22 protein-coding genes are annotated in these 24503 nt (G+C 64.9%); 10 read left to right on the forward strand and 12 right to left on the reverse strand.

Features of this window, described 5'->3' with window-relative positions; translation table 11 throughout:
- Nucleotides 1-60: 60 nt before the first annotated feature.
- The 3 genes from lspA to F9K07_RS08835 all read right to left on the reverse strand — a co-directional run bounded on the left by lspA (nt 61) and on the right by F9K07_RS08835 (nt 4649).
- Nucleotides 61-579, reverse strand: a complete 519-nt coding sequence (lspA, locus tag F9K07_RS08825; RefSeq protein ID WP_159591612.1) for a signal peptidase II — start codon at nt 577-579, stop codon at nt 61-63.
- Entirely contained in the window at nt 579-3440 is a 2862-nt protein-coding gene (gene ileS, locus F9K07_RS08830) for an isoleucine--tRNA ligase (protein WP_159591614.1), read from the reverse strand. Before ileS ends, lspA begins: the two co-directional genes overlap by 1 nt.
- Before the next feature lie 144 nt (nt 3441-3584).
- Nucleotides 3585-4649, reverse strand: a complete 1065-nt coding sequence (locus tag F9K07_RS08835; RefSeq protein WP_159591617.1) for a bifunctional riboflavin kinase/FAD synthetase — start codon at nt 4647-4649, stop codon at nt 3585-3587.
- Nucleotides 4650-4853: 204 nt separating this feature from the next.
- Between F9K07_RS08835 and F9K07_RS08840 the strand changes: the two genes are divergently transcribed.
- Nucleotides 4854-5411 (forward strand): HNH endonuclease, encoded by a 558-nt coding sequence (locus F9K07_RS08840; RefSeq protein WP_159591620.1) that lies wholly within the window; start codon nt 4854-4856, stop codon nt 5409-5411.
- Between the two features lie 113 nt (nt 5412-5524).
- On the opposite strand, the gene F9K07_RS08845 is transcribed toward F9K07_RS08840, so the two are convergent.
- Nucleotides 5525-6118, reverse strand: a complete 594-nt coding sequence (locus F9K07_RS08845; protein ID WP_159591623.1) for a lysophospholipid acyltransferase family protein — start codon at nt 6116-6118, stop codon at nt 5525-5527.
- Nucleotides 6115-6957 (reverse strand): class I SAM-dependent methyltransferase, encoded by an 843-nt coding sequence (locus tag F9K07_RS08850; protein WP_159591626.1) that lies wholly within the window; start codon nt 6955-6957, stop codon nt 6115-6117. Before F9K07_RS08850 ends, F9K07_RS08845 begins: the two co-directional genes overlap by 4 nt.
- Before the next feature lie 120 nt (nt 6958-7077).
- On the opposite strand from F9K07_RS08850, the gene F9K07_RS08855 reads away from it, so the two are divergent.
- Nucleotides 7078-8241 carry a cyclic nucleotide-binding domain-containing protein gene (locus F9K07_RS08855; protein ID WP_159591629.1) on the forward strand — a complete coding sequence of 388 codons (1164 nt, stop codon included), beginning with the start codon at nt 7078-7080 and terminating at the stop codon, nt 8239-8241.
- Between the two features lie 14 nt (nt 8242-8255).
- On the opposite strand, the gene F9K07_RS08860 is transcribed toward F9K07_RS08855, so the two are convergent.
- From F9K07_RS08860 to F9K07_RS08870, 3 genes are all read right to left on the reverse strand, one after another.
- Nucleotides 8256-9371, reverse strand: a complete 1116-nt coding sequence (locus F9K07_RS08860; protein ID WP_159591632.1) for an acyl-CoA dehydrogenase family protein — start codon at nt 9369-9371, stop codon at nt 8256-8258.
- 10 nt (nt 9372-9381) lie between these two features.
- Nucleotides 9382-10563 carry an acyl-CoA dehydrogenase family protein gene (locus F9K07_RS08865; RefSeq protein ID WP_159591635.1) on the reverse strand — a complete coding sequence of 394 codons (1182 nt, stop codon included), beginning with the start codon at nt 10561-10563 and terminating at the stop codon, nt 9382-9384.
- A gap of 85 nt (nt 10564-10648) precedes the next feature.
- A complete protein-coding gene (locus F9K07_RS08870; protein ID WP_159591638.1) occupies nt 10649-11371 on the reverse strand; it encodes a YceH family protein in 723 nt (240 codons plus the stop codon).
- Nucleotides 11372-11385: 14 nt separating this feature from the next.
- On the opposite strand from F9K07_RS08870, the gene purN reads away from it, so the two are divergent.
- Complete coding sequence (gene purN, locus F9K07_RS08875) at nt 11386-11976, forward strand: phosphoribosylglycinamide formyltransferase (RefSeq protein ID WP_159591641.1); 591 nt, start codon at nt 11386-11388, stop codon at nt 11974-11976.
- A 39-nt stretch (nt 11977-12015) separates the two neighbouring features.
- Here purN and F9K07_RS08880 read toward each other — a convergent pair whose 3' ends face one another.
- Complete coding sequence (locus F9K07_RS08880; protein WP_159591644.1) at nt 12016-13635, reverse strand: peptide chain release factor 3; 1620 nt, start codon at nt 13633-13635, stop codon at nt 12016-12018.
- A gap of 51 nt (nt 13636-13686) precedes the next feature.
- On the opposite strand from F9K07_RS08880, the gene F9K07_RS08885 reads away from it, so the two are divergent.
- Together F9K07_RS08885 and F9K07_RS08890 are read left to right on the forward strand one after the other, a co-directional pair.
- Entirely contained in the window at nt 13687-14955 is a 1269-nt protein-coding gene (locus F9K07_RS08885) for an RsmB/NOP family class I SAM-dependent RNA methyltransferase (RefSeq protein WP_159591647.1), read from the forward strand.
- A 171-nt stretch (nt 14956-15126) separates the two neighbouring features.
- Nucleotides 15127-16353 carry a DesA family fatty acid desaturase gene (locus F9K07_RS08890; RefSeq protein WP_159591650.1) on the forward strand — a complete coding sequence of 409 codons (1227 nt, stop codon included), beginning with the start codon at nt 15127-15129 and terminating at the stop codon, nt 16351-16353.
- 95 nt (nt 16354-16448) lie between these two features.
- On the opposite strand, the gene rpmG is transcribed toward F9K07_RS08890, so the two are convergent.
- The 3 genes from rpmG to trxB form a co-directional block, all read right to left on the reverse strand.
- Nucleotides 16449-16619, reverse strand: a complete 171-nt coding sequence (gene rpmG, locus F9K07_RS08895; protein WP_056269543.1) for a 50S ribosomal protein L33 — start codon at nt 16617-16619, stop codon at nt 16449-16451.
- A gap of 12 nt (nt 16620-16631) precedes the next feature.
- On the reverse strand, nt 16632-16865 hold the full coding sequence (gene rpmB, locus F9K07_RS08900) for a 50S ribosomal protein L28 (protein ID WP_056269541.1): 234 nt from the start codon (nt 16863-16865) through the stop codon (nt 16632-16634).
- A gap of 189 nt (nt 16866-17054) precedes the next feature.
- Nucleotides 17055-18002, reverse strand: coding sequence for a thioredoxin-disulfide reductase (trxB, locus tag F9K07_RS08905; RefSeq protein WP_159591653.1), 948 nt, complete (start codon nt 18000-18002; stop codon nt 17055-17057).
- Between the two features lie 157 nt (nt 18003-18159).
- Here trxB and F9K07_RS08910 point away from each other — a divergent pair, with 157 nt between their 5' ends.
- From F9K07_RS08910 to F9K07_RS08930, 5 genes are all read left to right on the forward strand, one after another.
- Nucleotides 18160-18834: a Crp/Fnr family transcriptional regulator gene (locus F9K07_RS08910; RefSeq protein WP_159591656.1), complete on the forward strand. Its 675-nt coding sequence runs from the start codon at nt 18160-18162 to the stop codon at nt 18832-18834.
- Nucleotides 18835-18914: 80 nt separating this feature from the next.
- A complete protein-coding gene (locus F9K07_RS08915) occupies nt 18915-21269 on the forward strand; it encodes a DNA translocase FtsK (RefSeq protein WP_159591659.1) in 2355 nt (784 codons plus the stop codon).
- 46 nt (nt 21270-21315) lie between these two features.
- On the forward strand, nt 21316-21951 hold the full coding sequence (gene lolA, locus F9K07_RS08920; RefSeq protein WP_201451539.1) for an outer membrane lipoprotein chaperone LolA: 636 nt from the start codon (nt 21316-21318) through the stop codon (nt 21949-21951).
- An 8-nt stretch (nt 21952-21959) separates the two neighbouring features.
- Nucleotides 21960-23267 (forward strand): replication-associated recombination protein A, encoded by a 1308-nt coding sequence (locus tag F9K07_RS08925; RefSeq protein WP_159591662.1) that lies wholly within the window; start codon nt 21960-21962, stop codon nt 23265-23267.
- A 292-nt stretch (nt 23268-23559) separates the two neighbouring features.
- On the forward strand, nt 23560-24489 hold the full coding sequence (locus F9K07_RS08930; RefSeq protein WP_159591665.1) for a branched-chain amino acid ABC transporter permease: 930 nt from the start codon (nt 23560-23562) through the stop codon (nt 24487-24489).
- Nucleotides 24490-24503 lie beyond the last annotated feature (14 nt).

Below are 24503 nucleotides of genomic sequence, written 5' to 3' on the forward strand. Positions count from 1 at the left end.
CTATACGCCGCAGGGGGTGCCCCTGCAGGAGGTGCGAGACTCGCGGGCCCGCGCGGGCGTTTAGCTGGGGCGGCGGCTGCGGCGCACGCGCAGTATCTCGTCCAGGATCAGCGCCACGGCACCCACCGAGATCGCGATGTCGGCAAGATTGAACGAGGGGAAATGGCCGCCGGGAAAGAGGCCGGCCAGGAATGGCCAGTGGAAGTCGAGGTAGTCGACTACGTAGCTGTGCCACAGGCGGTCGATCACGTTGCCCAGCGCACCGCCCAGGATGCAAGCCAGCGCGAACGCGAACAGCTTCTGGCCCGGGTGCGAACGCAGCATCCAGACAATGAAGACGGATGCGCCCACGCCCACGGCGGTGAAGAACCAGCGCTGCCAGCCGCTCGCGCCCGCGAGGAACGAGAACGCCGCGCCGCTGTTGTGCACGCGCACGATGTTGAAGAAGCTGGTGACGAAGGTGCTGTCGCCCAACTGGTACACCGCTACGATCCATTGCTTGATGACCTGATCGGCCACCAGGATGGCGGCCGCCAGGCCCAGCCAGGGCCAGATGTGGCTGTTGCGTTGGGCTTGCATCAGGCCACCGTGCGCGGTTCACCCGCGCCGAACAGGTTGCTGGTGCAGCGCCCGCACAGCGTGGGGTGCGCGGCGTCGCTGCCCACGTCGTTGCGGTAGTGCCAGCAGCGCTCGCATTTGACGGCGGTCGATGGCACGACCTGCACCGCGAGCGCATCGCCCTGCAGCAGCTCCACGGCGGAGACGATCAGGGCGAACTTGAGGTCCTGGCCCAACGAGGCCAGCAGCGCGTGGTCGTCGGCCGGGGCGGTGAGGCGCACGTTGGCTTGCAGCGATGAACCCACCTGACCCGCCGCGCGCACGGTCTCGATCTCCTTGTTCACCAGGTTGCGCACTTCACAGATGCGCGTCCACTTCGCCAGCAGCCCTTCGTTGGCTTGAGGCAGGTCGGCGTAGGTCTCGAAGAAGATCGAGCCCTGGCTCTTCGCGCCGGCCAGCACCGGCCACGCTTCCTCGGCGGTGAAGCTCATGAAAGGCGCCATCCAGCGCAGCATGGCGTGCGTGATCTCGTGCAGCGCGGTCTGTGCGCTGCGCCGCGCGAGGCTCTTGGGCGCGGTGGTGTAGAGGCGGTCCTTGAGCACGTCGAGGTAGAACGCGCCCAGGTCTTCCGAGCAGTACACCTGCAGCTTGGCCACCACCGGGTGGAATTCGTAGACGTCGAAGTGCGCCAGGATCTCGGCCTGGAACTGCGCCGCGCGCGCCAGCGCGTAGCGGTCGATCTCCAGCATCTGGTCGTGCGGCACCGCGTCGACCGCGGGGTCGAAGTCGCTCACGTTGGCCAGCAGGAAGCGCAGCGTGTTGCGGATGCGGCGGTAGGCGTCGACCACACGCGCGAGGATCTTGTCGTCGCCGGCGATGTCGCCCGAGTAGTCGCTCGCGGCCACCCACAGGCGGATGATCTCGGCGCCCAGCTTCTTCGTGACGTCCTGCGGGTCGATGCCATTGCCCAGCGACTTGCTCATCTTGCGGCCCTGGCTGTCCACGGTGAAACCGTGGGTGAGCAGGCCGCGGTAGGGCGCGCGGTCGTACAGCGCGCAGCCCAGCAGCAGGGACGAGTGGAACCAGCCGCGGTGCTGGTCATGGCCTTCGAGGTACAGGTCGGCCTCCGGCCCTTCCTGGTGGAAGTCGCCGTTGACATAGGCCTTGGCGTGGCTGCCGCGCAGCACGTGCTGGAAGGTCGAGCCCGAATCGAACCACACCTCCAGGATGTCCTGGCTCTTGGTGTACTTCGGCGCGTCCTCGGCGCCCAGGATCTCTTCGGCCGTCACGCGGCTCCAGGCCTCGATGCCGCCCTTCTCGACGATGTCGGCCGCCTGGTCGAGGATCTCCATGGTGCGCGGGTGCAGCTCGCCCGAGTCCTTGTGCAGGAAGAACGGGATCGGCACGCCCCAGCTGCGCTGGCGCGAGATGCACCAGTCGGGCCGGTTGGCGATCATGTCGTGCAGGCGCGCCTTGCCGTTTTCCGGGAAGAAATGGGTGTGTTCGATCGCCGCCAGTGCGGTCTCGCGAAGGGTGCGTGGCGCCTTGTCCTTGGTGAACACGCCTTCGCCCTCGTCCATGCGGATGAACCATTGCGCAGCGGCGCGGTAGATCACCGGCGTCTTGTGGCGCCAGCAGTGCGGGTAGCTGTGGGTGATGGGCTGCGTGGCCATCAGGCGGCCGGCGTTCTTCAGCGCCTCCAGGATGGCGGGCACGGCCTTCCAGATGTGCTGCCCGCCGAACAGCGGGAAGTCGGGCGCATAGGCGCCGTTGCCCTGCACGGGGTTGAGGATGTCGTCGTACTTCAGGCCATGCGACACGCAGGAATTGAAGTCGTCCAGGCCGTAGGCCGGCGCCGAGTGCACGAGGCCGGTGCCGTCGCTGTCGCTCACGTAGTCGGCCAGGTACAGCGGGGAGAGGCGGCGGTAGCCGGCGTCGACGTCGTACAGGGGATGGCGGAAGACCTGGTCGCGCAGGGCTTCGCCCTTGGCGGTGGCGATCACGCTGCCTTCGAGCTGGTAGCGCTCCAGGCATTTTTCGACCAGCGACTCGGCCAGCAGCAGCACGCCGCGCGGCGTGTCGACCAGCGCGTAGTTCAGCTCGGGGTGGGCGTTGAGCGCCTGGTTGGCGGGGATGGTCCAGGCGGTGGTGGTCCAGATGACGGCAAAGGCGCTCTTGCCCGCGGGCAGGGCGCTCAGGCCGAAGGCCTTGGCCAGCGCCGCGCCATTGTGGGTTTCGAAGGCCACGTCCAGCGTGTCGCTCTTCTTGTCGGCGTATTCGATCTCGAACTCGGCCAGCGAGGAGCCGCAGTCGAAGCACCAGTACACCGGCTTCAGGCCGCGGTAGACGAAGCCGCGTTCGATCACGCGCTTGAACGCGCGCAGCTCGCCGGCTTCGTTGGCGAAGTCCATGGTGCGGTAGGGCCGCTCCCAGTCGCCCAGGATGCCCAGGCGCTTGAAGTCTTCGCGCTGCTGGTCGATCTGCTCGGTGGCATAGGCGCGGCTCTTGGCCTGCATGTCGTCGCGGCTGAGGTTGCGGCCGTGCTTCTTCTCGATTGCGTTCTCGATCGGCAGGCCGTGGCAGTCCCAGCCGGGGATGTACTGCGCGTCGAAGCCGGCCAGCTGGCGGCTCTTGACGATCATGTCCTTGAGCACCTTGTTGACGGCGTGGCCCATGTGGATCTGGCCGTTGGCGTAGGGCGGGCCGTCGTGCAGCACGAACAGTGGCGCGCCAGCGCGGGCGCCACGCAGGCGCTTGTAGAGACCGTCCTGGTTCCAGGCCTTGGCCCAGCCCGGCTCGCGCTTGGGCAGGTCGCCGCGCATGGGGAAGGGCGTGTCGGGCAGGTTCAGGGTGCTGCGGTAGTCGGTGGGGGCGTCGGACATGACAGGGAAATTTCCGTGGTGGCTTCGGCAAGCTCAGCCCGAACGGGGCGGTATTGAGCTCGAATGGGGGTGTATTCCGATCGTCCTGAGCTTGTCGAAGGGCCTGAGCCTGTCGAAGGGCGGCGACCGGGCAGACGGGATCGTCTAAATTCGATCGCGCGTGGTCTGCCGGTGGGTTTGGGTGTGCAGCGAGGCGAAGAACGTGCGTGCGTCGTCGCAGTCTCTCGCGATGCCCTGGGTCAGGGCATTGAGGCTGTCGTATTTCAGCTCGTCGTGCAGTTTGTGCAGCAGTTCCACGCGCACGATTTTACCGTAGGCCTCTCCCTCGGGCAGGCGTGCGGCCATCTCTGCCGGCCATTCGAGGCAATGGGTTTCCAGCAGCACGCGCCCGCCGTTGACGTCATCCGGGTCCAGCGACGGGCGCACGCCGAGGTTGGCCACACCCGGCAAAGGCGGCGAATCGGGGTGGGGGCCCAGGCCGTGCACGTGCACCGCAAAGATGCCGCTGGCCGCCGGTTTCCAGTGCGAGAAGCGCAGGTTGAGCGTGCGAAAGCCGTCCCCCTTGCCCGGGCTGCTCTCGGCCAGTTGCCGGCCCAGCTTGCGGCCATGCACCACGTGGCCGCTGACGCTGTAGGGCCGGCCCAGCAGGGCCGCCACGTCCTCCATGCGGCCCGCGCCCAGGGCTTCACGCACCGCGGAACTGGAAACGCGCAGGCCGTGCACCTCGTAGCTCTGCATGCGGGCCACATCGAAGCCCAGTCGGTTGCCCGCGGCGTCGAGCATGGCGTAGTCGCCCGCACGCTTGGCGCCGAAGCGGAAATCGTCGCCCACCAGCACATACCGTGCGCCGAAGGCGCGCACCAGCGTGTCTTCGATGAACGCCTCGGGTGCCTGGTTGGCCAGCCGGGCGTTGAAAGGCAGCACCACGCACTCGTCGACGCCGCAGCGCTCCAGCTCCTGCAGTTTGTCGCGCAGCGTGGCAATGCGCGCGGGTGCCAGCTCGGGCTTGTGGTGCAGGGCCGCGAAATAGTCGCGCGGATGCGGTTCGAAGGTCATCACGCAGCTGGGCACGCCGCGGTGCTGGGCTTCGTTGTTGAGCAAGGCCAGCATGGCCTGGTGCCCGCGGTGCACGCCGTCGAAGTTGCCGATGGTCAGGGCGCAGCCCGGGGATTCGGGGGAACAAGGGCGCGAACCGCGAAAGATTTTCATGCGGAAAAGGGTGGTCTGGAGCAGCGGTGGAGGGCGTTTGGGGCGCGGATGCTGTGGCTTCCAGGTCCACCGTCACCGCCGCGTTATCAAAGCGCGCTATATTGGCACTCGATGATATGCGCCCGCCGGACCTGCCGGTGGCCGCAGGACGGCGTGGCGAGCGCCGTCCCTCCCCGGTGACATGTTCGTTGGAAGGAGCCCGTCTTGAAGGTCTTGAAACTCTCCGCGCAGGGGTTGCCACAGTCGTGGATCAGCCTGGAGGAAGCCGTGTTGCACTATGCGGCGGATGAAGTGCGCTGGGAGATGGGGGCCGAGATCGCGGTGTTCCACGGCGGGCACAACGCGGTCACGGGCCGCCAGTCCATCATCACCGTCAATTCGATCATCGGCACCCAGGGCGTGCCGCGCATCAACCCCTTCGACCTGCGTCCCACGCTGACCAACAGCAAGCTGTTTGCGCGCGACCGCAATGTGTGCGCGTATTGCGGCGAGAACTGCCAGGAGGAGGCCTGCACGCGTGAGCACATCGTGCCGCTGGGGCAGAACGGGCGTGACACCTGGATGAACGTGGTGACGGCCTGCAAGTCGTGCAACCACCGCAAGGGCAACCGCACGCCCGAGCAGGCGCACATGGGCTTGTTGTATGCGCCCTATGTGCCCAGCCTGTGGGAAGACTTCATTCTGCGCAACCGGCGCATCCTGGCGGACCAGATGGAGTTCCTGATGGCGCACCTGCCCAAGAGTTCGCGCCTGCACGCATAGTACGGTTTCGCCTTCAAACGTATAACGGCGTTGGGTCGCCTTGCCGTGCTACAGCACTGTCTGCGGCAACCCGCCTTGTTCTACGCTTGAATGCAAAACCGTATGGGTGAGCATCAGCTCGTGGTGTCGAGCTGATCTTCGGCCGCCAGCCGTATCGGCCCCTGTCGCTCGGGGTGGCGCCCTTGCCGCCCGGCGTAGAAGGCGCGCACCACATCCATGTCGGCGCGCACATCGCCCGTGGGCATCCACACCGGCCCGATGGCTGCGGTTCTGGTGGTGAAGTCGACGTAACCCATGGCCACCGGCACGCCCGCGGCCAGCGAGACCCGGTAGAAGCCGCTCTTCCAGTGGCGCGCATAGCCCCGCGTGCCCTCCGCGGGCATCACCAGCACCAGGCGTTCGTGCCGGGCAAATGCGTGGCTTAGTTGAGCCACCATGTTCGCGGGCGCGCGCCGGTCGACCGCAATGCCGCGCAACGCCCGCGCCAGCGCGCCGAAAGGCCAACTGAACAAGGTGTGCTTGCCCACCCAGTGCGGCCAGATGCCCAGCGCCATGCCTGCGGCCATCATCACCACGAAATCCCAGTTGCTGGTGTGGGGGGCGGCCAGAAGAACGTACTTGGGCACCGTGGGCACCGTCGGGTCCACGTGCCAACCGGCCAGGCGAAGGCCCGTGCGGCCGATCCAGGCGACGACGCCGCGCGTCAACCGCCGTCCTCGGTGGCGCTGCCCGTCGGTGCGACGCCGATTTCCAGCATTTCGATCACCTGGGTGAACGAGAACGGGTAAGTGGCTTGCCGCGTGCCCCAGCGCGCGAGCGCCTGCGCTGCGCGCACCGGCACACCGGGCATGGCGAGGAAGTTGGCGGCCCAGCCCTCTTCGATGCCGAAGCGGTAGGCGTCTTCGGCATTCTCGAACGTGATGTGCTGGCGCATGGTGTCGCGCCGCAGTACCACCAGGCCGGCGACACGGATCTCCGCTTCGAGCGAGGCGTAGCTTTTGGGCACGTGGGACTGCGCGATCCCGCGTTCGCAGAGCCGGCCCATGGCGCGTTTGAGCGGGTTGCGCGACGTCAGGAAAAAGCGGTCGAGCCCCTCGAAGAACGGACCGCCGCCTTCCTCGGTGGTGGTCACGAGCGAGAGCACGCCGCCCGGCGCCAACAAGTCACGGGCTTGCGCCAGCAGGGTGTGGCGGTCCACATACGCCAGGATGAAATGCGCGAGCACCGCGTCGAACGCTGCCGCTGGCAGCACCTCGCGCGCGCGTTGTGCGGGGGCGTGCACGGCCTTCAGCGGTATCCGTGCCTGGGCCAGCCGCAGCATCGCGGCCGAGACGTCCAGGCCGGTCATCTCCAGGGGCAGGCCCAAGGCCGCCAGCTGGGCCAGCATGGCCCCATCGCCCACGCCCAGATCGGCCACGGCCAGCGGGCCCGGGCGTGGGCGCAAACGTTCGGCCAGATGCTGCGCGACCTCGCGGTTCTTGTCCGCAATGATCCCGCTGCCCGAGTTGTAGCCGGCCGCGACGGCGTCGTGCACACGCCGGTTCATCGCAGCCCTTTCTCAAGGCGCGAACGCGGTGGTCTGGATAGGGGTAAGGGGTATGGGCTTGCAGGTACCATGGCGGGCGCTTGATGGTGTCCGATTGTGACTTCACCGACTTGGGATGCGATGAGCCCTCCAGAAAACGCCTCGACCGACCCCGAGGCCTGGCGCCAGAACCTGTTTCTGGCGCACGTGCCCCGCGAGTTTGTCGACCATCTGCAGGCGGTCGTGGAGCGGCGCGCGTACGCGCCGGGGGAGGCCATCGTGAACGAGGGCGACAAGGCCGATCGCGTGTTCCTGCTCACCGCCGGACGGGTCGGCATCTACAAGGGCACGGACGGCGCGCGGCTGGGCAGTGTGGAGGCCGGCGCGTCGTTTGGCGAGATGGGGGTCTTGTCCGGCGCGCCGCGCTCGGCCACGGTCACCGCGGAGACGGACGTGGTGACCTGGTCGATCGCGCAGCAAGGCTTGCAGGTGTTTCGAGAGCGCACGGGCGTGGACCTCTTTGCCTTGTCGATGCGTGCCCATGCCGACGCGTTGGGGGAGCGGCTCACCCGTGTGAGCGATGTGGCGGCGCAATGGCAGCGCGACCGCATGGAACAGTACCGCATCCGGGTGTCTTTCGGCACCTTGTTCACCCATGTGATCCTGATGGTGTTCGTCTACACCTCGGCACTCGGGGTGTTGCGCGGGTTCTCGAGTTCCGCCAGTTCGAGCACGCTCACGAGCGCAGCCTTGTTGGTGCTGATGGCCGTGGGCTCTGCATGGATCATGAAGGCCAGCGGCTTCGCGCCCCAGACCTTCGGCTTCACCTTGGCGCGCTGGCGTTGGGTGCTGTTGGAGAGCCTCGGGTGGAGCGCGGTGTTCTGCGCCGTGCTCACGCTGGGCAAATGGGCGTTGTTGCAATGGAGCCCGGCCCACGCCGGCATGCCGATGTTCGAGCCATGGGTGTCGCCCGCGGGCGCCATGGCGACCCTGCTCGCCTACGGCCTGTATGTGCTGCTCTCGCCGGTGCAGGAGTTCGTGGCCCGCGGGCTGATGCAGGGGTCGCTCGCTCGCATGCTCACCGGCCGCTGGGTGCCTCTGCAGGCGGTGGTGGTGTCCAACGCCGTTTTCTCGATCAGCCACCAGCACCTAGGCCTGGGCTATGCGCTGGCGGTGTTCGTCCCCGGTCTGTTCTGGGGCTGGCTCTACCACCGCCACGGCTCACTGCTGGGCGTGTCCGTGTCGCACGTGATCATCGGCCTGTGGGGCACAGGTGTGCTCGATCTGGCCCGCCTGGTCGGCTGAGCCATCCGCCGGCATCACGCGAACACGCCTGCCGTGTCCTGCATGCGGGCCGAGACTTCACCCAGGTGGTGCAGGGTGTCGCCGAAGGTTATTTCCAGTTGCGTGAGCTTCTTGAAGCAGTGGCTCACGATGTACTCGTCGGTCACGCCAATGCCGCCGTGCAACTGCACCGCCTGCTGCCCGACGAAGCGCATGGAGGTGCCCAACTGCAGCTTGGCGCGCGCCATCGCCGCGCGGCGTTCGGTGGCCGGCGCGTTCAGCTTGAGGCTGGCGTAGTAGCTCATCGACCGCGCCAGCTCCAGTTGCATCTTCATGTCGGCCACGCGGTGGCGCAGCGCCTGGAAGGTCGCGATGGCCACGCCGAACTGCTTGCGCGTGTTCATGTACTCGACCGTGATCGCCAAGGTCTTGTCCATCACGCCGACGGCCTCGGCGCAGACGGCGGCAATGCCGATGTCCACGCCGTGTTCCAGGGCGCTCAGCCCGTCCTGGGTGATCAACAGCGCAGGCGCGTTGCGCAGCGTCAGGTCACCCGCGCGCGAGCCGTCCTGCATGGCATAGCCGCGCGTGCTTACGCCCGATGCCGTGCGTTCGACGAGGAACAAGGCCAACTGGCCATTGATGACGGCAGGCACGATGAAGGCATCGGCCTGGTCGGCAGCGGGTACGAGGTTCTTGGCGCCGGAGAGTGTCCAGCCCGCACCGGCTTGCGTGGCGGTGGTGGCGCACACGTCCAACTGGTAGCGGGCCTTGCGTTCCTGGTGCGCGAGCACCACCAGCGCCTCGCCCGAAGCCATGCGCGGCAGCCAGGCGGCCTTGAGCTCGGCGGGGGCGTAGCCGCCCAGCACACCGGTGGTGACGAGGGTCTGGGCGAGGGGCTCCAACACCATGCCGCAGCCCAGCTCTTCCATCACGACCATGCCCTCGATGGGGCCCATGCCCAGGCCGCCGTCGTCCTCGCCGACGTACAGGCCGCTCAGCCCAAGTTCGGCCAGCTCACCGTAGGCAGAGCGGTCGAAGCCACCGGCGGACACGATGGCGTTGCGGCGCTCGAAGGTATAGGCCTTGTCGACCCATTTGCGCACCGCATCGCGCAGTTGTTGTTGGTCGTCGCTGAAATCAAAGTCCATGAATGTCTCCTCAGCCCAGCACCGTCTGCGCGACGATGTTGCGTTGCACTTCGTTGCTGCCACCGTAGATGGTGGTCTTGCGCATGTTGAAGTAGGTGGATGCCAGCGGTGCGTTGGCCACAGTGCCGCCGGGGAAGTCGCCCTGCCAGCCGGCCTCCATCGCCTCGGAGATGAAGGGCAGGCTGTACGGGCCCGCCGCCAGCATCATGAGTTCGGCATAGCGTTGCTGGATCTCGCTGCCCTTGATCTTGAGCAGGCCGGCAATGTCGAGCGAGTTCTTGCCCGACTTCTCGGCCGAGAGCACGCGCAGCACCAGCATTTCCAGCGCCACCACGTCCACCTCGAGCAAGGCGATCTGGTCGCGAAAGCGCAGGTCGTCCCACACGCCCTCGGCCTTGGCGATGCGCTTCAGGCGCTCCAGTTCGCGCTTGGCGCGGTTCACGTCGGCGATGTTGGTGCGTTCGTGGCTGAGCAGGTGCTTGGCATACGTCCAGCCCTTGTTCTCTTCGCCGATCAGGTTCTCGACCGGCACCTCGACGTTGTCGAACCAGACTTCGTTGACCTCGCTCTCGCCATCCAGCAGCTTGATCGGCCGCACCGTGACGCCGGGCGATTTCATGTCGATCAGCAGAAAGGAGATACCGGTCTGCGGTTTGCCTTCGTTGCTGGTGCGCACGAGACAGAAGATCCACTCGCCGTATTGGCCCAGGGTGGTCCAGGTTTTCTGCCCATTGACGATGTACTTGTCCCCCTGGCGCTCGGCGCGCGTCTTGACGGAGGCCAGGTCCGAGCCCGAGCCGGGTTCGCTGTAGCCCTGGCTCCACCAGACTTCGCCGCTGGCGATGCCGGGCAGGAACCGCTGCTGCTGCTCCGGGTTGCCGAAGGCCATGATCACGGGCGCCACCATCACCGGGCCGAAAGGCACCACGCGCGGCGCGCCGGCCAGGGCACATTCTTCTTCGAACAGGTGCTTCTGCACCGCAGTCCACCCCGGGCCACCGAATTCCTTGGGCCAGCCCCAGCCGAGCCAGCCCTTCTTGCCCAGGATTTTTGCCCAGCGCTGCATGTCGTCGCGCGTCAGGCGCAGCGCGTTGTGCACCTTGTGGGCGATCTCGGCGGGCAGGTTGGCCCTGACCCAGGCGCGAATCTCCTCGCGAAACGCCTGTTCTTCAGGCGTGAATGCCAAATCCATGGAAGGTCTCCTGGTGGCCGCCACAGCTGCGTGTGCCGGCAATGTGAACAACGCAATGCCGGCCAGTTTCGCACGACCGTTCGTTTTACGGCTGTCCGGGCTGTGACAAACCCAGCTGCTCGTGCAGATTCTCGATCTGCTCCTGCAACGTGGACACGGTGTTTTCCAGGGCGGCGATGCGGCGCGTGAGGGCGATCAGTTCGTCCTCGGTGGCGGCGCTGCTGGTGGCATTCGTGGCGCTGGCCAGGTCGCTGGTATCGACCGGACCGCACAGCAGATGGGCCCAGCGTTGTTCGCGCGCACCGGGTGCGCGTGGCAGCTTCACGACCAACGGGCCGCCCTTGTCGACACTGCGTTCCTGCAGCTCTTCCAGAAAGCCGTCGACCGAGGCGATGTCGAGAAATTTGTGCCAGCGCTCGGTGTTCAGGCGCAATTCACCGGCGGTTTGCGGGCCCCGCAGCATCAGCATGCCCAGCAGTGCCGCGGCCTGGTCGGGCACGCCGACCGCGCGCACGAAGTTGTGTTCGTAGCGTGTGACGCGGCTGCCGCTGCCTTCGAGCACCATGTGCAGGCTGCGCAACTCGTCCAGCGCCTCCAGCACGGCCGCATCGGGCAGGTTCATCACCGGGTCGCGGGTGGACTTCTGGTTGCAGCCCGTCACCAGCGCGTTGAGCGTGAGCGGGTAACTGTCGGGCACGGTGCGCGCCTTCTCCATCAGCGTGCCGAGCACGCGCGCCTCGGTGGGCGAGAGCGGGCGTTGTTGAAAGTCGTGGCCGCGCGGGCGGCCGGTTTGCAGGTCTGAGGTCATTACACTTCCCGGCCATGTCTGGCGTGAATAAAAACATCGTGATTCTGATCTCTGGCAGCGGCTCCAACATGGCCGCCATCGTGGAGACCTCGCGAAAGCAACGCTGGCAAGACCGCTACGGCGCACGCGTGGCGGCGGTGATCAGCAACAAGGCTGCGGCGAAGGGTTTGGTCTGGGCGCAGGACCAAGGCATCGAGACCTCCGCGCTCGACCACACCGCCTACGACAGCCGAGAGGCCTTCGACGCCGCGCTGATGGCGCGGATCGACCGTTACAACCCGGCACTGGTGGTGTTGGCTGGCTTCATGCGCATCCTTACCCCGGGCTTTGTGCAGCACTACGAAGGCCGGCTGGTCAACATCCATCCCAGTCTGCTGCCGGCGTTTGCGGGGTTGAAGACGCACCAGCGCGCGATCGAGATGGGCTGCCGCTTTGCGGGCGCCACGGTGCACCGCGTGACCAGCGAGCTGGACCATGGCGAGATTCTCGACCAGGCGGTGGTACCGGTGCTGTCCGGCGATACACCGGAGATCTTGGCGGCGCGGGTGCTTGCACAGGAGCACCTCATCTACCCACGCGCCATCGAGCGGCTGTTGTCGGTGTGACGTGCCGTTCTCCCTTTCCTGCGGGAGAAGGGCTCGCGCTCACATCCCTTTGGCGAACACCAATCCCGCGTGCTCGCGCATCGCGTGGAACTTGATCTTCGGCCAGTTCGCTTCCACCGCGCGCAACGTCGCCGCATGGTCCACCAGCAAGGTGGGGGCGTCCACGGCATCCAGCGCCACGCGGTGGCTGTTGGCGTCGATGAAGCGCTTGAGTTCGACATCGCCACCATCTTCGGGCGCGCACGTCACCCAGCGCGCCACCTGGTAAGGGCTGTTCATGATGCGCGCCTTCACACCGTACTCGTGCTCCAGCCGGTGTGCCACCACTTCGAACTGCAACTGACCCACCGCGCCGAGCAGCAGCACCGAGCCCGCCACCGGACGGAACACCTGGATCGCGCCTTCCTCCCCCAACTGCGTCAGACCCGCGCGCAATTGTTTGCTGCGCAGCGGGTCGGCCACTTCCACGCTGCGGATGATTTCCGGTGCGAAGAACGGCAGGCCGGTGAACTGCAGGTTTTCGCCTTCGGTGAGCGTGTCGCCCAGCTGCAGCACGCCGTGGTTGGGAATGCCGATGATGTCGCCCGCAAAGGCCTCATCGAGCAGTTCGCGGCGTTGTGAGAGAAAACTCACCACGGTGTTGGGCCGCAGGTCCTTGCCCGATCGCACCACCTTGAGTTTCATGCCGCGCACGAAGTGCCCGCTGGCCAGGCGCACGAAGGCGATGCGGTCGCGGTGCGCCGGGTCCATATTGGCCTGGATCTTGAACACCACGCCGCTGAACTTCGGCTCTTCGGGTTTGACGGTGCGTTGCATCGCGGGCCGTTCGCCCGGCGGCGGCGCCAGGTCCACCAGCGCATCGAGCACCTCGCGCACACCAAAGTTGTTCACCGCCGAGCCGAACAGCATGGGCGTCTGCTTGCCTTCGAGGAACTGCGCTTCGTCGAAGGCGGGTGAGGCGCCCGCCACGAGCTCCAGTTCATCGCGTGCCTGTTCGAACTCTGCGCCGAAGCGGTTGACGCTCTCGGCGTTGTCCAGTCCGGCGAGCACCTCTTCCTCGCCACCGCGGCGGTCCTCACCCGCGGCGAACACGCGCATCTGGTCGGTGCGGCGGTCGAACACACCGCGAAAGGTTTTGCCCATGCCCACCGGCCAGGTAAAGGGCACCACGGTCATGCCGAGTTCGCGTTCGATCTCGTCCATCAGGTCGAGTGGGGCCTGCACCTCCCGGTCCATCTTGTTCACAAAGGTCAGGATGGGCGTGTTGCGCGCGCGACAGACCTGAAGCAGGCGCCGGGTCTGAGGTTCCACGCCATTGCCGGCGTCGATCACCATCAGCGCGGCGTCCACGGCGGTGAGCACGCGGTAGGTATCTTCGGAGAAGTCCTGGTGACCCGGGGTGTCCAGCAAGTTGATCACGCAGTCGCGGTACTCCATCTGCATGACCGACGATGCGACCGAGATGCCGCGCTGCTTTTCGATTTCCATCCAGTCGCTGGTGGCGTGGCGCGCGGCCTTGCGCGCCTTCACGCTGCCCGCGATGTTGATCGCGCCGGAGAACAGCAGCAGCTTTTCGGTGAGGGTGGTTTTGCCCGCGTCGGGGTGGGAGATGATGGCAAAGGTGCGGCGGCGGCGCACCTGTTGGGAAAGATCGGACATAGCCCACGATTATCGTGTCCCGGGCCTGCCCCCCGGACGACAATACGCGCCATGCACCCCAAAGCCCTTCTGGACGAAAGCGCCAGCCTCATCGAACAAGTCTTCAAGTTTGAACACCCGGCCGATGCCGTGGTCGCGCGCCACTTCCGCGAAAACCGCTCGCTCGGGCCCCGCGAGCGAGCAACCCTGTCCGACACGGTCTACGCCATTCTGCGCGAGCGCCTGAAACTGGAATGGCTGGCCCGTTCGGGCAGTGGTTCCAAATGGCGCCGGCTGGCGATCCTGGCTTTTCCGGGCGATCGCGACTTCATCAAGAGCGCGTTGACCGAACCTGAAAAAACCTGGCTCGACCACTGCGATGCGGTGACGGACAAGGACTTGATGGCGCAACACCGCCACAACCTGCCCGACTGGCTCGCCACGGCCCTGCGTGAGCAGGTGGGCGAGGAGTTCGACGCCTTGGTCGCGAGCCTGAGCCAGCCCGCGCCACTGGACCTGCGGGTGAACGTGCTCAAAGGCAAGCGCGAGGCCGTGTTGAGTGCTTTGCAAAAAGCCGGGCTGGCGGGGGCCGCCACACCCTATTCGCCGCTGGGCATCCGTTTGCAAGGTAAGCCCTCGCTTACTAAAGTGCCGGCATTTGTGCAGGGCGAGGTGGAAGTGCAGGACGAAGGGTCGCAGCTGCTGGCCCTGCTGCTGGACGCCAAACGCGGCGAAATGGTGGTCGATTTCTGTGCCGGTGCGGGTGGCAAGACGCTGGCCATCGGCGCGGCCATGCGCAACAGTGGCCGGCTCTATGCCTTTGACACTTCGGGTCATCGGCTCGACGCGCTGAAACCGCGGCTGGCACGCAGTGGCCTGTCCAATGTGCATCCGGTGGCCATCGCCCACGAGCGCGACGACCGCATCAAGCGCCTGGCGGGCAAGATCGATCGCGTGTTGGTCGATGCCCCTTGCTCCGGTCTGGGGACCTTGAGGCGGAGTCCGGATCTGAAGTGGCGCCAGACGCCCCAGACGGTGGCGGCGCAGGCCGACTTGCAGCAATCCATTCTGAACAGCGCCGCCCGATTGCTGAAACCCGGCGGCCGTCTGGTGTACGCCACCTGCAGCCTCCTGAAGGACGAGAACGAAAGGGTGGCGCAGGCGTTTGGCGCGTCACATGCCGATTTCGAACCCCTCGCGGCCTTGTCCCTGTTGGAAGGCCTGCACGTGTCTGCGGCGGCCAGTCTGTGTTCGGTTGATGCAGGTCAATACCTGCGTTTGTGGCCTCATCGGCACGCAACAGATGGCTTTTTTGCTGCCGTTTGGCGGAAAAAGCCTTGAAATGAGGGCAAGTCACCCGATTTGAACGCCTAAGTGTGTGCTTGCGGGTCCGATCGGGTTTGTGATTTGGACCCCTCGCCTTAAAATCTCGGCTTCGCTGCCGGCCCACACCGCCCAGGGTACGGCGCTGCTTCACATCCCGATGACCCAGGGCGGTCTTTTAGGAACTGCATGTTTTCTTCCGATTCCGGTGTTTGGTCCCAGCTGTGGGATGGCCTGATCCAGTTTCTGGCGCAAGGCCTGACCGGTGCTGCCTGGTGGCAGGTCCTGCTGGTGGCCGTGGTGCTCACGCACATCACGATCGCCAGCGTCACCATCTATCTGCACCGCCATTCCGCACACCGCTCTCTGGACCTGCATCCCATTGCGTCGCATTTCTTCCGCTTCTGGCTGTGGATGACGACCGGCATGGTCACCAAGGAGTGGACGGCCATCCACCGCAAGCACCACGCCAAGTGCGAGCACGAAGGCGACCCGCACAGCCCGCACATCTTCGGTATCAAGAAGGTGTTCTATGAAGGTGCCGAGCTCTACCGCGCCGAGGCGAAAAACGCCGAAACCATGGAGCGGTATGGCCACAACACGCCCAACGACTGGATGGAGAAGCACGTTTACACCGGCCGCTCGCGTCTGGGCGTCAGCCTCATGCTCATTCTGAACATCGCCCTGTTCGGCGTGCTGGGCCTGACGGTCTGGGCGATCCAGATGATCTGGATTCCGCTCACGGCCGCCGGCATCATCAATGGCATCGGCCACTGGTGGGGTTACCGCAACTTCGAGGCCGCGGACGGCAGCACCAACGTGTCCCCTTGGGGCATCATCATCGGTGGCGAAGAACTGCACAACAACCACCACACCTATCCGACGTCGGCCAAGCTGTCGGTCAAGCCTTATGAGTTCGATATTGGCTGGATGTACATCTCCATCCTGCAGTCGGTCGGCCTGGCATCCGTGAAGAAGGTGCCGCCCAAGATGGCCTATGGCGCCGTGCGCCCGGTTGCCGACGAAAAGACGCTCGAGGCGATCATCGCCAACCGCTACGAGGTGATGGCCGGCTACGCCCGCGAAATGCGCGCGGCCTGCAAGCACGAACTCGAGGCCTTGAAGCAACGCCGTGGCGATGCCACGGTGCTGCAAGCCGCCCGCCGCTGGCTGCACCGCGACGACGAGAAGGTGCCTGCCAACGTCAAACCGCAGCTGGCCCAGGTGCGCGCCGAGCACCCGGTGCTCGACAAGATGGTGACCATGCGCGAGGAACTGCGCGCCTTGTGGTCCAGCACCAACTCTACCCGTGAGCAACTGGCCGCTGACCTGCAGGCCTGGTGCCGCCGCGCCGAAGAAAGTGGCATTGCCGCGCTGCGCGATTTCTCGATCCGTCTGCGTTCCGCCCACGCCTGATCGAAGAAGCCGGTTTCCGGGCGCTGCTCGCGGCGTCCGGGCAACAAAAAACCCGCTGTTTTCACAGCGGGTTTTTTGTTGGGGAATCGGCTCGATTACTTGAGCTTGATTTCCTTGTAGTCCACGTGCTTGCGAGCCTTCGGATCAAATTTCTTGATCAGCATCTTCTCGGGCGTGGTCTTCTTGTTCTTGGTGGTGGTGTAGAAGTGGCCGGTTCCAGCGGTGGATTCCAGCTTGATCTTCTCGCGTGCGCCTTTGGTTGCCATGTTCGGTTCTCCTTAAGCTTGACCGCGTGCGCGCAGGTCGGCGAGCACGGCATCAATGCCGTTTTTGTCGATCAGGCGCAGAGCAGCGCCAGAGACGCGCAGACGCACCCAGCGGTTTTCGCTCTCGACCCAGAAACGGCGGTATTGCAGGTTCGGCAGGAACCGGCGCTTGGTTTTGTTGTTGGCGTGGGAAACATTGTTCCCGACCATGGGCTTCTTGCCCGTGACGTCGCAGACGCGTGCCATGAGGACACTCCGATCATTTCAAACAGCTGAGGACCGAGAACGGAGGCATCTCCGAGCGGCCCATCAACCTCACCTCGCCAGGAAAGGGTGGCGGTAACCCATGAATCTGCTGCGCGCCCGGGAAGCCGGTAGATGTCAGCAAAGCCCGCAATTATAGCCAAAGGGCTGCAGGCCTGCCAAATCGGGGTGTCAGGCGGCGTTTTGCTCCAGGAAGCGCTGCGCATCCAAGGCGGCCATGCAACCCGTGCCCGCGCTGGTGATGGCCTGACGGTACACGTGGTCTTGAACGTCACCGGCGGCAAAAACACCGGCTACGCTGGTCATGGTGGCCATGCCTTGCAGGCCGGAGCGCGTGGTGATGTAGCCATCCTTCATGTCGAGCTGGTCCTTGAAGATGTCGGTGTTCGGCTGGTGGCCGATGGCGATGAAACAGCCCTTGACGTTCAGATCCTCGGTGGCGCCGGTCTTCATGTTTTTCAGGCGCACGCCAGTCACACCGGTCTGGTCGCCCAACACCTCTTCCAACGTGCTGTGCAGCTTGAGCTCGATCTTGCCGCTCGCGACCTTTTCCATCAGCTTGTCGATCAGGATGGCTTCGGCCTTGAAGGTGTCGCGGCGGTGCACCAGTGTGACTTTGCTGGCGATGTTGGACAGGTACAGCGCTTCTTCCACCGCTGTGTTGCCGCCGCCCACCACGCTGACTTCCTGGCCTCGGTAGAAGAACCCGTCGCAAGTGGCGCAGCCCGACACGCCCTTGCCCATGAAGAGTTCTTCGGACGGCAGGCCCAGGTACTTGGCCGAGGCGCCTGTGGCGATGATGAGCGCATCGCAGCTGTATTCGCCGCTGTCGCCTTTGAGCACGAAGGGGCGCTTGCTGAAGTCCACGGCGTTGATGTGATCGAAGATGATCTCGGTGTTGAAGCGCTCGGCATGGGCCAGAAAACGCTGCATCAGGTCGGGTCCCTGCACGCCTTCGGCATCGGCTGGCCAGTTGTCCACATCGGTCGTGGTCATGAGTTGGCCGCCCTGAGCGATGCCCGTGATCAGCACCGGGTTGAGGTTGGCGCGTGCCGCGTAGACGGCGGCCGTATAGCCAGCGGGGCCTGAGCCCAGGATGAGTACTTTCGCGTGTTTCATGTTGAGCGCCCCATCGGGTTCGGGGCCAAGTGGTTTAGAGTCGGTGGTTATTTGGGGGCGCAACGTGGCGAATCCAGTGCCGTGTTGGGGCCCCGATGTATGCGAATCATTGTATGAAAGAGCGCTGTAAGCGCCGTCCCAACCAAGGAATACACGCATGTCTCTCCTGTCCAATCTTGACCTGATCCGCCGGGTTCCGTTGTTTTCCACGTTGACCCAGGCCCAGGCCGAAGCGGTGGCGGATTCCGTGGTGAAGAGGCGTTTCAAGCGGGGGGAGTGCATCGTGGAGCAAGGCAAGAAGTCCAATTGCCTGGCCATCGTGCTGACCGGTCGGGCCCGTGTGATGACCACGGACACCCGCGGGCGCGAGGTGATCCTTGCGACCATGAATCCGGGGGACTATGTGGGCGAGATGAGCTTGATCGACAACCAGCCGCATTCGGCCACCGTGCGCGCCGAGGTGCAGACCGATGTGCTCATCCTGGGCCGCACCGAGTTCGCGCGTTGCCTGCCGGAGAACACGTCCATGGCCTATGCGGTGATGCGCGGTCTGGTGCAGCGCTTGCGCCACGCCGACCGCAAGATCGAGTCGCTGGCGCTGATGGATGTTTATGGCCGTGTCGCGCGTGCGCTGTTGGAATTCGCGCAACCCGACAAGGACGGTGTGTTGGCCATCAAGGAACGGGTGTCGCGCCAGGACGTGGCGAAGATGATCGGCGCATCGCGTGAAATGGTCAGCCGGGTGATGAAGGATCTGGAAGATCGCGGCTTCATCGAGGTGACGGAGGATGGGCGCACCCTGATCAAGGATCGCCTCAACTCGCTGGGTTGAGCGCGCGGCCGGGGCGCTCTGGCCTGTCTCGGCTGCTGGGATTCATGGGGTAAGCTTGCCGCTGGAATTCAGCGAGGCCTATGACTTACTCACTCAACACCCTCAACGCCGATCGCGACAACGCGGCTCCGGCGGGTGTCTCCCGGTTTGCACAGGAAATCGGTTTGCTGCTCGGCGCCGCGGCATTGGCCTTTTGGCTGCTCGCGCTGCTGAGCCATTCGTTGGCAGATCCCGCCTGGAGCACAACCGGCACTTCGAGCGAGGTCGGCAACTGGGGCGGCCGTCTGGGCGCGATGCTCGCCGACTGGAGCTACTACCTGCTGGGCTTTTCGGTCTGGTGGCTGTTTCTGGCCGGTGTGAGAGCGTGGTTGACCACGCTCGCGCGCTGGATCCGTGGTGCGCAAGCACCCGATGCCAATGCCACAAAGGACGATCCACTCTGGCATCGACGTCCTTGGGCGCGTCGCACGCTGTTCGTGCTGGCATTGGTCGCTCTGGTCGGCGCGAGCTCGGTGCTGGAATGGAGCCGCCTCTATCGCCTCGAAGCGTCCTTGCCCGATCATGCGGGCGGTGTGCTCGGCCATGCCCTCGGACCTGTGGCGATGCGCTGGTTGGGGTTCACCGGTTCCGCGCTCACCATGCTGGCGCTTCTGCTGGTGAGCCTGCCCAGGGTCTTCAACTTCTCCTGGGGGCACTGGGCGGAGGAGGTCGGGCACACGCTCGACGGGTGGTTTGAAGCGCGGCGAGAAAAGCGAGAGGCGGTGGAAGACCAGCGCATTGGCGAAAAGGCTGCGCGCGAGCGCGAAGAGGTTGTCAAGGTCGAGCGTGTGGAGATCGAGGAGCACCATCCCATCCCCGTGGTGATCGAGCCCACCTTGGTGGAAGTGCCCAAAAGCGAGCGCGTGGCCAAGGAGCGCCAGAAACCCTTGTTCACCGAGTTGCCCGACAGCAAGCTGCCGCAGGTGGATCTGCTGGACAGCGCGCCGGCGCATCAGGCCGGGGTCGACAGCCAGACGCTGGAGATGACCAGCCGCCTGATCGAAAAGAAGCTCAAGGACTTCGGCGTGGAGGTACGGGTGGTCGCGGCCGCGCCAGGGCCTGTGATCACGCGCTACGAAATCGAGCCGGCCACGGGCGTGAAGGGCTCGCAGATCGTCAATCTCGGCCGCGATCTGGCGCGCTCGCTGTCCCTGATATCGATTCGTGTGATCGAGACCATCCCGGGCAAGAACCTGATGGCGCTGGAGTTGCCCAACGCCAAGCGCCAGACCATCAAGCTCAGCGAAATCCTGGGTTCACAGGTGTACAACGATGCGAAGTCGATGTTGACCATGGGTCTGGGCAAGGACATCGGTGGTCAACCCGTCGTGGCCGACCTCGCCAAGATGCCGCATTGCCTGGTGGCAGGTACCACCGGCTCGGGCAAGTCGGTCGGTATCAACGCGATGATCCTGTCGCTGTTGTACAAGGCCGATGCACGCGACGTGCGCCTGTTGTTGATCGACCCGAAGATGCTGGAGATGAGCGTCTACGAAGGCATTCCGCATCTGCTTGCGCCGGTGGTCACCGACATGAAGCACGCGGCCAATGGCCTGAACTGGTGTGTGGCCGAGATGGAGAAGCGCTACAAGCTCATGAGCAAGATGGGTGTGCGCAACCTCGCGGGCTTCAACACCAAGATCGATGAGGCCACCGCGCGCGGCGAGATCATCGGCAATCCCTTCAGCCTGACGCCCGAACAGCCCGAGCCACTGGAACGTCTGCCCTACATCGTGGTCGTGATCGACGAGCTGGCCGATCTGATGATGGTGGTGGGCAAGAAAATCGAAGAGCTCATCGCCCGCCTGGCGCAGAAGGCGCGCGCGGCCGGCATCCATTTGATCCTTGCCACGCAGCGTCCGAGCGTGGACGTGATCACCGGCCTGATCAAGGCCAACATCCCCACGCGCCTGTCGTTCCAGGTCAGCAGCAAGATCGACAGCCGCACCATCCTGGACCAGATGGGCGCAGAAAGCCTGCTGGGCATGGGTGACATGCTCTACATGCCGTCGGGCACCGGTTTCCCGATCCGTGTGCACGGTGCCTTCGTGAGCGACGACGAGGTGCATCGCGTGGTGGCGTACTTGAAAGAGCAGGGCGGTGAACCCAACTACATCGACGGCGTGCTCGAAGCCAACCTGGGCGATGGCGAAGGCGGCGAACTGTTCGGCGAAGGTGGCGGAGAGGGCAACGGCGAGAAAGATGCCTTGTACGACCAGGCCGTCGAGATCGTGATCAAGGACCGCAAGGCCAGCATTTCCTACGTGCAGCGCAAGTTGAAAATTGGCTACAACCGCGCGGCACGGCTGCTGGAGGACATGGAAAACGCAGGGCTTGTCAGTGCGCTGACGTCCAGTGGCCAACGCGACATCCTGGTACCTTCGCGCAACGAATGAACGAAGCCGGCTTGCAACCAAGTCGGCGCAACCGGGTCGGACCTTCATGATCAAGCAACTCCTCACTTGTGCTTTTGCGTTGTCGGCCTTCGCCGCTCAGGCCGATGGCCTGCAGGACCTTGAGAAATTCCTGCGCGAGGTCGATAGCGGCAAGACACGGTTCACCCAGGTGGTGACGTCGCCCAAACGTGCCAGCGAGAGTGTGGCGCGCACCAAGACGTCCAGTGGCACATTCGAGTTCCTGCGGCCCAACCGTTTCCGCTTCGTGTACGCCAAGCCGTTCGAGCAGACCATCGTGGCCGATGGCCAGACCTTGTGGCTGCACGATGTGGATCTGAACCAGGTGACCTCGCGCTCACAGAAGGACGCGCTGGGTAGCACGCCAGCGGCATTGATCGCCGCGGGTGCCGATCTCAAGGGTTTGTCTGGTGCGTTCGACCTCAAGTCCGCGCCTGCCAAGGACGGCATGGGATGGGTCGAGGCCCGCCCCAAGGACCGCGACGGCCAGTTGCAAATGGTGCGCGTGGGCTTTCGGCAAGGACAACTCGCGGTGCTCGATATCGAAGACAGTCTGGGGCAGCGCTCGGTGCTCACATTCAACGATTGGCAGACCGCGGCGGCGTTGAAGGCTTCAGACTTCAAGTTCCAGCCACCGGCCGGAGCGGCGATCATCCGGCCCTGAGCAAGCCCGTGACCGATCTCTTCGCCCAGGAGCCTTCCGCGCCGCTTGCCGAAGTCCTTCGTCCCAAGGTGCTGGACGAAGTGGTGGGCCAGTCGCATTTGCTGGGAGAGGGCAAGCCACTGCGGCTGGCATTCCAGTCCGGCAAAGCGCATTCCATGATCTTCTGGGGGCCGCCCGGTGTGGGCAAGACGACCCTCGCGCGGCTCACGGCGCACGCCTTCGGCAGCGAGTTCATCGCGCTCTCGGCCGTGCTCTCAGGCGTCAAGGACATCCGCGCGGCGATGGAGCAGGCCCAGCAATACCTGTCGCAGGGCAAGCACACCATTCTCTTCGTGGACGAGATCCACCGCTTCAACAAGTCGCAGCAGGACGCGCTGTTGCCGCATGTGGAGTCGGGGCTGTTCACATTCATCGGCGCGACCACCGAGAACCCTTCGTTTGAAGTGAACTCGGCCTTGTTGTCGCGTGCCCAGGTCTACGTGCTGAAGTCGCTGACGGACGACGAGATGCGGCAGCTGTTCCGGCGCGCGCAGGCCTCGGCGATCGGGCATCTGCGCTTCGACGAGAAGGCCATCGACACCTTGATCGGCTACGCCGATGGCGATGCGCGGCGCTTCCTCAACCTGCTCGAGCAGTGCAACACCGCCGCCGGTGCCGCAGGTGTTGAGGAGATCGACGCCGAGTTCATCACCAACGCCTTGAGCCTGAACACGCGCCGGTTCGACAAGGGTGGTGACAACTTCTACGACCAGATCTCGGCCTTGCACAAATCGGTGCGAGGCTCCAATCCCGATGGCGCGCTGTACTGGCTGTGCCGCATGCTCGACGGCGGTGCCGATCCGCGCTACCTGTCGCGGCGCATCGTGCGCATGGCGTGGGAAGACATCGGCCTGGCCGATCCACGTGCGATGCAAGTCGCCAACGACGCGGCATTGACGTACGAGCGGCTGGGCAGCCCGGAGGGTGAGCTGGCCTTGGGGCAGGCGGTCATCTACCTGGCCATCGCACCCAAGAGCAACGCGGGCTACAACGCCTACAACCAGGCACGCGCGTTCGTGAAGCAGGACAAGAGCCGCGAGGTGCCGGTGCACTTGCGCAATGCGCCCACGAAGTTGATGAAGGAACTGGGCTACGGACACGAATACCGCTATGCCCACGACGAGCCGCACGCCTATGCGGCTGGCGAGACCTACCTGCCCGAGGGCATTCCCGATCCCGGCTGGTACCAGCCGGTTCCTCGGGGCCTGGAAGTCAAGATCCAGGAAAAACTGAAGTTTCTGCGTGGCCTGGACGAGGCCGCGGGGCGCGAGAAGTAAGCCGCTCGCAAGGCTTTGCCGCTAGGCTGCGCGAAGCGCAACCCGCAAGAATCAAAAGAACTCATGAGGCGCCCATTGCACTAATGTGTTTTGAGGAGTTACACCTAAAACCGGGGTAAACCCGCGCCTGCTAAGGGCTTACACGCATTCTTCTAGAAAAGGCGCTCATTAAAATCCGTCCACCCAACCCGCAGCGGTCCTGATCCCAGGTCATGTCTGGCGGGTTTTTTGCTAGGTTGCGACGGGAGGTGCCACGAGTGCTTCCTGCGCTGAAAACAACACGGAGAATTGCATGGACGTTTTGCTACAGCAGATCATCAACGGTCTGGTGCTGGGCAGCATGTACGCGTTGGTGGCCCTGGGCTACACCATGGTGTACGGCATCATCGGGCTGATCAACTTTGCCCACGGCGACGTGCTCATGGTCGGGGCCCTTACCAGTTGGACTGTCATTGGCTGGATGATGGAGGCGTCTACCGGTTTGCCCACTTGGCTGGTGCTGTTCCTGGCCACCCTCATCGCCATGGTCATCTGCGCAGTGCTGAACTTCTCGATCGAGAAACTGGCCTACCGGCCCCTGCGCAATTCGAACCGGCTGGCGCCCCTCATCACCGCCATCGGTATGTCTCTGCTGCTGCAGACCTTCGCCATGATCATCTGGGCGCCCAATCCCAAGTCGTATCCGTCCATGCTCTCGCGCGAGCCGATCGAGTTTGGCGGCGCGGTCATCTCGGTCACGCAGGTCGTGATCCTGGCGACCACGGTCGTCACGCTGGCCTTTCTGATGTGGCTGGTCAACCGCACCAATCTGGGTCGTGCCATGCGGGCCACCGCGGAGAACCCGCGCGTTGCCGCGTTGATGGGCATCAAGCCCGATGTGGTCATCTCGGCCACCTTCATCATCGGCGCCATGCTCGCGGCGATTGCCGGCGTGATGTGGGCCTCCAACTACGGCACCGTGCAACACGCCATGGGTTTCATGCCGGGCCTCAAGGCCTTCGTGGCTGCCGTCATGGGCGGCATCGGCAACCTCGCCGGTGCGGTGGTCGGTGGCATTGCCCTGGGCCTGATCGAATCCCTGGGGGCCGGGTATCTCGGCAAGCTCACCGGTGGCGTGCTGGGCAGCCAGTACACCGACATCTTCGCTTTCATCGTGCTGGCCATCGTGCTCACGCTGCGCCCCTCGGGCCTGCTGGGTGAACGTGTGGCGGACCGCGCCTGACCACCCGGGAGAAC

The sequence above is a fragment of the Hydrogenophaga sp. BPS33 genome (assembly GCF_009859475.1).
Classification (GTDB): domain Bacteria; phylum Pseudomonadota; class Gammaproteobacteria; order Burkholderiales; family Burkholderiaceae_C; genus Hydrogenophaga.